This is a genomic window from Shewanella sp. NKUCC06_TVS (assembly GCF_019345515.1).
GTDB classification, from domain to species: domain Bacteria; phylum Pseudomonadota; class Gammaproteobacteria; order Enterobacterales; family Shewanellaceae; genus Shewanella; species Shewanella oncorhynchi.
The window spans coordinates 148,780-161,027 of the sequence record NZ_JAHKQX010000002.1; the positions used below are offsets into that span (position 1 = coordinate 148,780).

The following is a 12,248-nucleotide window of genomic DNA, read 5'->3' on the forward strand; positions in this document are numbered from 1 at the left end:
AAGAGCAATACACATAAGCTCAAAGCACTTAGTGCCATGCTTAAATAATAATCAATATTTTAATGTGATATTTTGATGATATTATTCGGTATGCAATACCCAATAAAAATATAAGGAACACTGGTCCTTAAAAGGTAATGGATATAATTAAAACTTAATTTAGCATTCATTATTTTGAAATAAACATAACAGTCAAACTGCTAGAATGGATGATTTATACCCTTGGTTATTGCAGCAGATTAATGTTGATGATGGGTATAAAAATGAAACATAGAGCCAGTCTGAGAACCAACGGCTGTAAGATAGTGAGCTAAATATTAAAACAATAATGTGAATTTTACAGACAAAAAAATACCGCTCATTTAGGAGCGGTATTTTCAATTGCGGCGTATTACACATCGCAGCTAATCAATTACTTTTTAGCAGGTTCAGCTACTGGCGCCGCAGAAGCTTTCTCGATTGATTTCAACTCAACTTCGAAAATCAACGTAGAGTTTGGTGGAATAGTACCAGTATCACGTACGCCATAGGCTAATTCCGATGGGATCACAAACTTGTACTTAGCGCCAACAGGCATTAATTGCACGCCTTCAGTCCAACCTGGAATAACGCGATTCAAAGGGAACTTAGCCGCTTCGCCGCGTTTATAAGAACTATCAAACTCAGTACCATCAAGTAAAGTACCGACATAATCCACTTCTACAGTGTCTTCTGCGGCAGGCTTTTCACCCGTGCCTGGAGTTAATACTTCATATTGTAAGCCAGACTCAGTTGTCACTACACCAGGCTTAACCTTGTTTTCTTCAAGGAATTTTTTACCATCTTCGATATTTTTCGCAGAAATCGCTGTTGCTTGTTCCTGACGTTTATCGTTTAACTTTTTATCTAGACCTTGAAGAATGGTTTGCATTTCTTCTTCGGTTAAACTTAATTGGTCATTCAGACCATTAGTGAAACCAGTGACGATCAAAGTGCGATCAACTGGCAGGCCTAATTCTTCTTGCTCTTTGATATGGCCAGACATATAACGACCGATTGAAGCGCCTACACTGTAAGCTTCTTTTTGAGCTTCAGTCGTTAATTCAACATTTGTACTCGTAGCTGCTTTTTCTTCTTGATTACAAGCAGATAGGCCAATAATAGCCAATGCAACTAACGATAATTTATAAATCGATTTCATTAAAGCTTCCTCAGCATCCTCAAGCGGTTACAATAACCTAAGCGTGACAACTTTATACTAGTTATCTCGGTTATACCAACTAGATTCTTTATGGGTTAACAGTGATTAATGTCACTTGATCAAGTCTAAAGACAACAACTTAGGGAGCAAGTTCATGAAGAAAAATCTACTGCTGGTAATTTGCACAGTTTTTCTAATCGCTTGCCACCCCAAAGCAGAAGATATCAGTGTTCTCACAACAGAGCCCAGCTATAGCGCGAGCCTATCAAGTAATGGGCAATTCGCCTTAGTTGCCACTCAAAGTAGTGGAGTTCAATGCTGGGATCTCAGTACCCACACCCTCAAATACCAATGGATACATGGCGATATTAATACTGGCGTCACAGGTACAGCGATTTCTCCCAACGGGATATTTGCAGCATCGTTAAGCCGAGATTCAGTTGCTATGTGGAAAATAGCCGACGGTAAGCCTTTGGGCTGGTGGTCCTTACCTTCATCCGGTGAAAGTGTCGCGGTAGCCGATAATGGCGCACTACTTATTGGTTTAAATGATGGTTCAGTCATGTCGCTTAATGCCGAAAAATCTGCCTTAATCAAATTTCTTGGACATAAAGAGCGCGTCAATAGTGTTGCCCTCTCTGCTGATGGCCGATTAGCATTAACGGGGTCAAATGATATGCAGGCGATTCTCTGGCAGGCACAAACTGGCCAACCGCTTCATACGTGGACACTCGGCAGCCGTATAACCAAAGTGGCACTCAACGACAGTGGTAGTTTAAGTTTTACCAATGGCAGCACAGATGAAGCAAAAATCTGGGATAACACAAGCGGTAAGCTATTAAACAAGCTGGATATTACCCGTCGTCAAATGAACTTTTCAGCGGTGAGGTTTATCAAACAAGACAGCCAGATATTAACAGGTACGCCAGCGCGGGAGGTTATACTCTGGCAACGTGACTCGGGTAAACAAATTGAAAAATGGCAGGTTGCACTCACTAAAAACAGCCAAAATCGAGGAGCCGTTGTATACTCTGTGGCAATTCGAGATACCAATAAAGTCGTTAGTATCAGTAGCCAAGGCTTAGTTGAAACTTGGCAGAAATAGAGGTTAGCCATGCAAGGCGTACAAGCACAGATTGAAGATCTAGAAACCAAATTGGCTTTTCAAGAGCTCACAGTCGAAGAATTAAACCAAGAAGTCATCAAATTGAATCGACTGGTGGCTCACCAGCAACACCAAATTCACATGTTAATTGGTAAGTTGCAGGATATGGAACCGAGTAATATGGCGACTCAGGCTGAAGAAACGCCACCACCACATTATTAACACTGACGCTTTAGATGTTAACTTTGATTAAAAAACAGTTACTGCAAAATATCCAGGGAATGCGATGTTTAAACATTTAATGCCAAAAGAAACCCCAACTCTATTACCCATAGCGTTAGTGGGTGAACCCATTCTAAGGCAGACTGCAATCACAGTGCACCATTTCGATGCCGAGCTCGTGCATCTTGCCGAGCAAATGTCTGCCAGCATGGACGCTGCCAATGGCGTTGGTATCGCAGCCCCCCAAGTTCACAGCCCTTTAGCCTTATTTATTATGGCTTCTCGCCCTAATGAGCGTTATCCCGACGCGCCTAATATGGCGCCTGTGGTCGTGGTTAGTCCGCAAATCATTAATGCATCAAGCGAGTTGGTCAGCGGAGAAGAAGGCTGCTTATCTGTACCGGGGCAAAGATTTACGATACAAAGACATCAAGCCATTGAAGTACGCTATCAAAATTTACAAGGCGAGTGGCAACAAACCGAATTAACGGGCTTTATTGCACGGATTTTTCAACATGAATTTGATCACCTTCAAGGGATCACATTACTCGAGCGTTCACTTATGCCAGAACAGACTCAGGCGATTTCAGCCCAATCCATCAAAAAAGGTGAAGCGCAATAATGAAACTGTCCTTCGTTACACCTTTTTCTCGCGCATTTATTGCACCAACCTTGGCAATGGGATTGGTTTTAAACTTATCGGGCTGCGCTTATAACAGTATTTTCATTAATTATCCTGCGCAGATCGAACCACTCAAACAAGAGCTTAATAGTGCGACTCCCATGGCCGATATCGACAAACTTGCCAGTAATATCAATGGCAATGACGGCTTACTCTATGCCCAAGAAGCGGGACGAATTGCTCAAGTCGCCGGCGATTTCGCTGCCAGTAAAAAATATTATCAGCAAGCAGTAGATGCTTATACCGCCTTTGATGATAAGGCCAAAGTCAGCGTTAGTGACATTGGCGCAACAGCCAGCAGCTTAGTGTTAAACGACAATGCGATTCCATACCGAGGCCCTGGGTATGAACGCATTATGCTGCACCAATACCAAGCTCTTAACTATTTGTTTAGTGGCGACTATCAGGGGGCTTTAGTCGAAGTTCGTCGCAGTAACGAACTACAGAGCAGCGAGCAAGAACGCTATCAAAAATCACAAAAGTCAGTTCAAGCCATGGCAAACGGCACCATAGATGCCGAGGTTAATAAACTAGGACAAGCCGCGGGCACAGTCACCAGTTCTTTCTTAAACGCTTACAGTTATTACACGACTGGTGTACTGCACGAAGTGCTGGGTGAGCCGAACGATGCCTATATCGATTATCGTAAAGCAGCACAAATCACTCCAGATAACACCTATTTACAGCAAGATCTGGTCCGCCTCGCCAAGCAACTCGGCATGCCACAATATGATGAGTTTAAGCGCCGTTGGGGCGATGCTAAGTTGCCCAATCCCAAAGATGGCCAAGTAATTTTGATGGTCGAGCGCGGCTTTGTGCCTGCAAAACAAGCTCTCACTGTACCTTTTACTATCCATGGTAACTGGCAGACAGTGTCACTCGCTACCTACATGCCAAACAATACTTTTGTGCCAGAGACGCAAGTGCAAGGTTTAGGTACAGTGCTGAAAACTGAACCTATTGCCAATATCGATGCCTTAGCCATCACAGCACTCAAGGAAGATCTGCCCGCGACGCTAGTTCGCCAAGTCGCTAGGGTCTATGCTAAATCTGAGATGGCCTATCAGATTGAGAAGAGTGGTAAACCAGGGAACAATGCTGCCGATATTGGCAGTATAGCGATGCAGATTTTTAACGTAGTAACAGAACAAGCGGATCGTCGTAGTTGGCTGACGCTCCCTAAACAAGCACAGATCGGGCGGCGTTATTTGAGTGCAGGTGAATACACTTTGCAGTTAGACAAAGCGCCACCGGCTAAAATTGATGTTGCAGCAGGCAAAACCACCTTAGTCTGGGCAATTGATACTGGTAATTACACCCGAATTTATTCAATAATCATTTAGCCTAGCGGTTGTGGTATTTGAATAAGACGTGTGTCATTAAGTTTATACAATCACAAAATGGAACTGACTATGAAACAATTTAAACTGATTTTTGTACTGGCTGCCGTTATGGGTCTAGCTGCATGTCAATCTAAAGTCGAATATGGCGATGCCACAGAAGTTGAAACCGTCAATGAGAACTTTGGCTCGACGGATCTACAAGCTATTGCAGCCAAGATGGTGGATAGCATGATGACTTTCCCTCCTATCGTGGCAATAACAGCCAATGACCGCCCGATTTTATTTGTTGATAGCATCAAAAACAAAACCTCAGAACATATCGACACTGAGTCTGTCACTGACTCTATCAGTAACAAATTATTGCGCTCAGGCAAGTTCCGTTTTATCGACATGACTAAAGTAGATTCAGTCCGTAAACAACTGGATTACCAAAACAACACTGGCATGGTTGACCCATCAACCGCCATCAAGTTTGGTCGTCAAATTGGCGCTCAATACATGTTATATGGCAATTTATCTAGCATAGTGAAGCAAGACGGTAGCACTAAAGACGTCTACTATAAGATGACAATGCGTTTAATGGATTTAGAAACAGGCCTTATCGAATGGTCTGATGAAAAAGAAATCCGTAAGATGAAGTCTAAGTCTTTCTTAGGCATGTAATTGTCCTATTGGCACTTAATTCTGCCAAACAGTAATCTCAAGAAGCCAGCGTTAACGCTGGCTTTTTTTTACATTTTTAACATTGGTAATCCAAGGTAAATAAGGTAGTGTACTCGGCCAAAATACACTGCGATGATGATGCTCAAAATTGGCGCTGGCGCGAGGGATAATTTGCCACAAAGGCAAACCTACACACACGATATTGAATGCAAACATCCAAGCAGAAAACAAAACAAATCGTTGAAGGATTTAAGTTGTGAACTTGTTTAAAGCCAGTCTCGTTGCCCTTACCTGCGGCACATTAATGTCGTGTGCAACCCAAAGTACACTCAATACGGGTCCACGTGATGCTAGCGCTTATATTAGCCAATATCAGGCTGCGCTTCGCTCGCAGGTCATCTCCGATATTCACTATGACTTGGATTTTCAGCTCACAGGGGACGCCGAGTTTTCAGCCACCTCCAAAGTGACATTTCAATTAAGTGAAGTGCCAAAACAACTGAGCTTAGATTTAAACAAGGCGCAGATAAAACGCTTTATCATCAACGGTACCGCCGTATACCCCAATTACAATGGCGCTTACATCAGCTTAAATACGCGTTTGCTCACCTCAGGTGAAAATACCATTGAAGTGCAATTTAGCCGTGCCCACAGCACCAATGGTGAAGGTTTACACCGTTTTAAAGATCCAATCGATGGCAAGGTCTACCTCTACTCTCATTTTGAACCCGCTGCTGCTCAGCAGATGTTCGCAGTATTCGACCAACCGGATCTCAAGGCTAACTATCAAATTACGGTAACAGCGCCCAAAGACTGGCAAGTCATTAGCTCGATGCGTGAAAGCCAAATCACCCCAGCGGGTGCTTACAATCGTTGGACTTTCCCACAAACCCCTAAGCTAAGCCCATATAACTTTTCAATGCACGCGGGCCCTTATCACATGTGGCAAGACAACTCAGGCCGCTATCCTATGCGCCTGTTCGCCCGTCAATCCGTTGCTAATCAAGTCACGGAGCAAGATTGGTTTACCTATACAAAACAAGGGTTAACTTTTTTCGATAATTACTTTGGTATTCCTTATCCCTTTAAGAAATACGATCAAATTCTAGTGCCAGACTTCCTTTATGGCGCGATGGAAAACGCAGGCGCAGTAACCTTTTCCGAAGATATCTTCCTTCATAAAGCGGCGATGACAGCAGATCAGAAGCAAAATCTTGCGGGCGTGATCATGCACGAAATGGCGCACCAGTGGTTTGGCGATCTCGTCACCATGAAATGGTGGAACGGCTTGTGGTTAAATGAAAGTTTTGCTTCATTTATGGGCACACTTGCGACTCAAGAAGCCACAGAGTTCACTAATGCTTGGCGTACCTTCTACGCTAAAGGCAAGCAAAAAGCCTATGAGCAGGACAGCTTAGTCACCACGCACCCCATTGAAGTACCCGTAGCAACAACCCAGAACGCCTTCGACAATATCGATGCTATCACTTACCAAAAAGGTGCATCAACGCTGAAACAATTACGCCATTTACTCGGCGACATGGTGTTTCGTCGTGGCGTCAGTAACTATTTAAAACAATACAGTTATCAAAACGCTGAGTTAGACGATTTTATCAATAGCCTAGGGAAAGCCGCTGGCCGCGATTTAAGTGCATGGACTCAAGAATGGCTCTACAGCGCGGGCGTTAACACCATCAAGGCGGAATATCGTTGTGAGGGCAACCGAATCAGCGAATTTAGCCTACGACAGCTCCCTGCAAGCGCAGAGCTACCCACATTACGTGAACAAAAAGTCCAAGTGGCTCTATTTACCCAAGGTCGCTTTGATCTGCGAAATGACATTACAGTGCCAGTGACTTACAAAGGCGAGCGTACTGAAGTTAAACAACTGATTGGTGAGCGCTGCCCAGACCTAGTCTATCCAAACTTTGATGATTGGGGCTTTGTGAAAGTCGAGCTTGATGACAAGTCATTTAATACCGCAAAACAACAACTGAGTAATATTTCCGATCCACTACTGCGATCTATGCTGTGGCAAAGTCTATGGGACAGCGTCCGCGAAGGTAAATTGAGCTTAGATCAATACCTAAGTACAGTGTTTGTTAACGCGCCTGCTGAGACGGACTACACAATTGTTGGTCAGATCATCGATAGCATGTTGCGCTCGAAGGAATATCTCGCTCAGATCGCCCCTATTCAGCAAAACTACGCTGAAAATGCAATTAAAGGCTTAAGCCAAATGAGTCTGAGAAAAGCAATGGAAAATAAAGGCGATAATGACTTCCAACGGATCTGGTTCAATGCCTATGTCAGTTTAGCAAGCGATAGAGATTCACTGCGTCATTTAGCACAACTCATTGACGGTGAAACAAAAATCAAGGGATTAACCTTAGATCAAGATTTACGATGGGCAATCATCACCCAGCTTAATCGCTATGATTTTCCTAACGCGCTGCAGCGCTTAACCAAAGAAGCTGCCAAGGATAATTCAGACTCTGGTGAAAAAGCGGCACTTGCGGCACAAGTGATCCGCCCTGAAGCGGCCGCAAAACGTCGTTGGTTAAGTAAAGTCCATCTAGACAGCCTGCCTTTCTCCAAACAGCGGATTATTATGCAAAATCTTTATCCTGCTGAGCAAAAACTATTAAGCGCAGCTACAGCGGAAGAGCGTCTGACGAGCTTAATGGATATGGACAAAAAAGGGCCAGTATTTATGCGTAATTATAGCCATTTCCTCATCCCAACCGATTGTAATTACACTAGCATAGCGGCATTGGACAAAGTACTTGATCGCCAAACTGGGCTATCTAACCTTACCCGCCGTAATCTACTGGAAACCCGTCAAATAGAACAGCGTTGTGTGCTGATCAAAAATAAAATGACTCACTAATACTAATATTTAGGTCATTTTAAAATTAACAAGGGGCTCCTAGGAGTCCCTTTTTTATGTTCTGTTACAGATGAGTCTTAAACTTGAACCAGCACACAAGATGCTACCTGCGCGAAATTAAGCTCACTAACCTTTGATATAAACAAGCCAGCATTCTGAATAATGAATTAATCACACTCACAACCAGAGACATATTTAATTAAATTGTTAGCTTGAGCTTATGTATTTTAACGGCTTACTGACGATAACTAATGTTATTTATCACCTGTAAAATATTATTCATCTCTTCAGTTTAGTCTGCTAAGTTCCATCCGTTCATCAAATAAACAACCGCTGACGCAATCGTTATTGATATAAAAATCATGTAATTATTAAATTCATAAATTATGGGCGTCACTTCTAAATTTATTACTATAATTCTTCAATGATTTAATGTTTTGCCACGTACTGCCGCTATACTAAAACAACGTTAGAGAGCTAACGGAATATAAAGGATATAGATTATGCGATCGACACTCAAAACGCGGCTGCTGTTTAGCAGTCTTTCCGCTGTACTGATCACTATTGCTGTACTCGTGAGTATCTCTAGTTATTTCATTAGAAATAATGCGTTAGAAAACACCCAACATGAAATTGACCAACTGGCGAATACCTTTTCATCCGGCATAGGTCAGTGGATCCAAGACAGAAAAATGGCCATTACGAGCCTAAAGCAAACCATTGAAGCCGATCCTAGTACCAACGTTACCCCTCATTTGTTGCAAGCGCATACTGCGGTTGACTTTGCCCTCACCTACTATGGTGACGAGCAAGGCAACATGTATCGTCAAGATCCGTCGCTGAATACCGCAAATTATGATCCCCGCGTTCGCCCTTGGTATATGGATGCTAAAACGGCGGGTAAAATGATCATGACGGCGCCCTACGTCAGCGCCACATTGAAAAAACAAGTCGTAACTATAGCAGAACCTGTGATGAGCTCAGGCCAGCTCATAGGCGTAGCGGCTGCAAACTTAACCATAGATCAGTTAACAGATGCAGTGCAGCGCCTCCAAGTACCTGGCAAAGGTTACACTCTGATGGTCGATAATGCAGGGCTCATTATTAGTCATCCCAATAGCCAGCTAAATACTCAACAACTCACTAAAATCGATAGTAATTTTAGTAATAACTGGTTATCACAGCGCACTAATGCCAATACGATGGAAGAGCGAAACCTCGATGGTGCCACTAAATTAGTTTACGTTTCGGCAATTCCATCAACTGACTGGGCACTGATTTTCGTGATGGATAAGCAAGAAATCATGTCACAGGCAACCGATCTTGCTTGGTGGATGTCTGCCGTAGGTGTTGCACTATTGGTGCTGTTTGGTTTGATTTTAATCGCCATCTTTAAAATCCAATTTAAAGATCTCGAACGCGTTGCCCAAGCACTCAATGATATTGCCGAGGGCGATGGCGATCTCACTGTGCGCATTCATACTGCCAACAGTCACGATGAAATTGGTATGTTAGCTTCGGGTTTTAACCGCTTTGTAGAACGTCTACACGGTATGATTTCCCGCATGCACAAGATTGCCGGTCAATTGGAATATCAAGCCAAAGGAAGTAGTGCGTCGGCAACGGATAACAGTCAGCGCATTGAAGTACAGCAAGATGAAGTGACTATGGTTGCCACTGCGGTGACCGAAATGGCCAGCGCCACCGAGGAAATTGCCAGTAATGCTGAGCATACAGCGCAGACCGCTCAAAATGCGGTCGGACTTTCAAACCATGGCCATAAACAGGTAATGCAAAGCCAGCAATCTATCCGTAATTTAGCCAGTGAAGTCGAAACTGCAGGGCGAATTATCGGTGAACTGAACGAGCACTCACAAAAGATCAACAGCATTTTGTTGACCATTAGTGGCATCGCAGAGCAAACCAACTTACTTGCACTCAATGCAGCCATTGAGGCGGCACGTGCAGGAGAACAAGGTCGTGGCTTCGCTGTAGTTGCTGATGAGGTGCGTGTACTGTCACAACGTACGCATTCATCGACACAAGAAATTCAAGCGATGATCGAAACCCTACAACAAACCGCAGGCAAAGCCGTTAAGTCTATGACTCAAAGTCATGAAATGGCAGAAACCAGTGTGGCCGATGCTAATTCAGCCAGCGAAAGTCTGTTGCAAATCAGCAAAGCCATTAATGATATTTCAGATATGGCGAGCCAAATTGCCACAGCAGCCGAGGAGCAAACCTCAGTCACCAGCGAAATCAACCGCAATACAGAGTCGATTCGTGAAGTGTCAGAGAATCTCTCGATTGAGGCACAAACGTCTATGGTCCAAGCTCAAGAGCTCGCCCATTTAGCCGCATCATTGCAGCAGGAAGTTAATCGCTTCAAACTGTAATCAAAAGCCTTATTTTATATAAAGATTACATCAACAGTTCCATACAATAATGCCCGCAAGTGTCAGTGACATTTGCGGGCATTTCTTTACATATTATTTCTTCAAAGACTTACAATGGCTTACCTAAAGCAAGCTTAAATGATCTTCATCGCTTTATTTTCAGGAATATTGGCCTCAGGCCGAAGCTCAGCATGTAAGTTTCTTAATCCTTGGTAACCCATTTCAATTCGATTTCCGCCATTCTTTTTAGCTTTATACATAGCAGTATCGGCACAGGAAATAAGCTGTTTCTCATCTTCACCGTGCTCTGGATACAGAGCAATACCGATACTCGGCAGAATATGGATCTGCTGTTCGGCAAGCTCGAAGGGTTGCTCGAATACTTGCAATATTTTTTGCGCGGCCAGCAGGGTATTATGTGCTGAATCGACTCGTTCAAGTAAGATGACAAACTCATCCCCCCCAAAACGCGCAACGGTATCTGAGCCCCTCACACAACTGACTATTCGCTGTGCAGTCACTTGCAGTAATAAATCGCCCACGCTATGACCAAAAGTATCGTTAACCCACTTAAATTTATCTAAGTCTAAATAAAGCAAAGAGAAATAACTTGATTCCCTATGGGCTCGAGATAGCGCCTTTTGAAATCTATCGTAAAAAAGCTCACGATTGGGTAACAAGGTTAACTGATCATAAAGTGCAATATGCTCTAATCGCGCGAGCATTTGTCGACGCTCAATCGCAAAAGCTATTTGCGTAGAAACAAACTCCAATAACTCACGGTCTTGGTGTGTATATGAAGCCGAAGTGGGCAAGCTATGCATAATCAAAGCGCCGATAACACCTTTCTGTAGCTTCAGCGGCACACCCAGCCAACTTAAACTGCCATTACCCAAATCTTCACGAATCGCTTGGGGATAATCAGTTAAGGTCACGGGACACAGGAGTAAAGACTCAGCACTGCGGATCACTTGGTCAGTGAACACACTGAAACTTGCAATATCGATAAGTGAATCCTTGCCAGTAGCGGCTTTATAAGGAAAACTTAATTCATTTAAATCTTGATCGTACAATGCAATAGCAAAGTTTACTGCAGGCAATAATTTAGCAATAATTTCATGAATTCGACGATATAGGGCTAGCAAGTCCTCAGCGACATGCACAGCCTCTGAAATCTCATATAAGGCTGCTTGTCTACGTTCGGCATTTTTGCTCTTAGAAATATCTCTAGCGACTGCGACACGCTGTTGATAAGCATCGGACCAACGTGCAGACCAAAGAATATCGACAATAACACCATCTTTACGCACATAACGGTTTTCAAAATCGACTTTAAAGCGACCTGCCATAATTTCATTGGCCGTTGCGAGAGTGCGTTCCCTATCCTCTGGAATGACAAGATCTAGCATCTGCATACCCATCATTTCTTCTGGGGTATAGCCAAAAATACGTTCTGCCCCTGCACTGACAAATTCAAACCTCCCCGCTTTATCGACGACACAAATAGCATCCAAGAGAAGGTCGATAAAATTGCTTAAGGAAGTGTAGCCATCATTATTCACGTAATTCTCCAATAAACGTCCGTCTTTGGCTAAGTCCTAAGTTTGATCATAAGCATAAAAATAATAATAACGCACTATTAGAGTAGGTTAATTTTCAATGTCATTCCAGAGTTGGCTAAGTTAAGTCCGACTTTTACAGAGTTAAATTCAAACAAAATCAAACACAATACTTAAGGCCATCGGTGGCACTATTTGACTATGGACG

Annotated in this window: 9 protein-coding genes; 7 read left to right on the plus strand and 2 right to left on the minus strand. The window is 43.3% G+C overall.

The genetic code is table 11. The annotated features are described in order from the left end of the window. Positions 1 to 412: 412 nt before the first annotated feature. Complete coding sequence (gene fkpA / locus KO531_RS02745) at positions 413 to 1,180, minus strand: FKBP-type peptidyl-prolyl cis-trans isomerase (protein WP_105250047.1); 768 nt, start codon at positions 1,178 to 1,180, stop codon at positions 413 to 415. Positions 1,181 to 1,334: 154 nt separating this feature from the next. Here fkpA and KO531_RS02750 point away from each other — a divergent pair, with 154 nt between their 5' ends. The 7 genes from KO531_RS02750 to KO531_RS02780 all read left to right on the plus strand — a co-directional run bounded on the left by KO531_RS02750 (position 1,335) and on the right by KO531_RS02780 (position 10,481). Further along, positions 1,335 to 2,285: a hypothetical protein gene (locus tag KO531_RS02750; protein ID WP_028761597.1), complete on the plus strand. Its 951-nt coding sequence runs from the start codon at positions 1,335 to 1,337 to the stop codon at positions 2,283 to 2,285. Between the two features lie 9 nt (positions 2,286 to 2,294). Continuing rightward, complete coding sequence (locus tag KO531_RS02755) at positions 2,295 to 2,507, plus strand: SlyX family protein (RefSeq protein ID WP_006080410.1); 213 nt, start codon at positions 2,295 to 2,297, stop codon at positions 2,505 to 2,507. 64 nt (positions 2,508 to 2,571) lie between these two features. Beyond that, a complete protein-coding gene (gene def / locus KO531_RS02760) occupies positions 2,572 to 3,129 on the plus strand; it encodes a peptide deformylase (protein ID WP_219250325.1) in 558 nt (185 codons plus the stop codon). After that, positions 3,129 to 4,532 (plus strand): hypothetical protein, encoded by a 1,404-nt coding sequence (locus KO531_RS02765; protein WP_113939848.1) that lies wholly within the window; start codon positions 3,129 to 3,131, stop codon positions 4,530 to 4,532. The genes def and KO531_RS02765 overlap by 1 nt, the downstream gene beginning before the upstream one ends. Positions 4,533 to 4,601: 69 nt before the next feature. Then, complete coding sequence (lpoB, locus tag KO531_RS02770; protein WP_173246506.1) at positions 4,602 to 5,195, plus strand: penicillin-binding protein activator LpoB; 594 nt, start codon at positions 4,602 to 4,604, stop codon at positions 5,193 to 5,195. Between the two features lie 256 nt (positions 5,196 to 5,451). Beyond that, positions 5,452 to 8,085 (plus strand): aminopeptidase N, encoded by a 2,634-nt coding sequence (gene pepN, locus KO531_RS02775; protein WP_219250326.1) that lies wholly within the window; start codon positions 5,452 to 5,454, stop codon positions 8,083 to 8,085. Positions 8,086 to 8,588: 503 nt separating this feature from the next. Continuing rightward, positions 8,589 to 10,481 carry a methyl-accepting chemotaxis protein gene (locus tag KO531_RS02780; protein ID WP_219250327.1) on the plus strand — a complete coding sequence of 631 codons (1,893 nt, stop codon included), beginning with the start codon at positions 8,589 to 8,591 and terminating at the stop codon, positions 10,479 to 10,481. A 134-nt stretch (positions 10,482 to 10,615) separates the two neighbouring features. Here KO531_RS02780 and KO531_RS02785 read toward each other — a convergent pair whose 3' ends face one another. Beyond that, positions 10,616 to 12,043 carry a GGDEF domain-containing protein gene (locus tag KO531_RS02785; RefSeq protein ID WP_168824905.1) on the minus strand — a complete coding sequence of 476 codons (1,428 nt, stop codon included), beginning with the start codon at positions 12,041 to 12,043 and terminating at the stop codon, positions 10,616 to 10,618. Between the last annotated feature and the right edge of the window lie 205 nt (positions 12,044 to 12,248).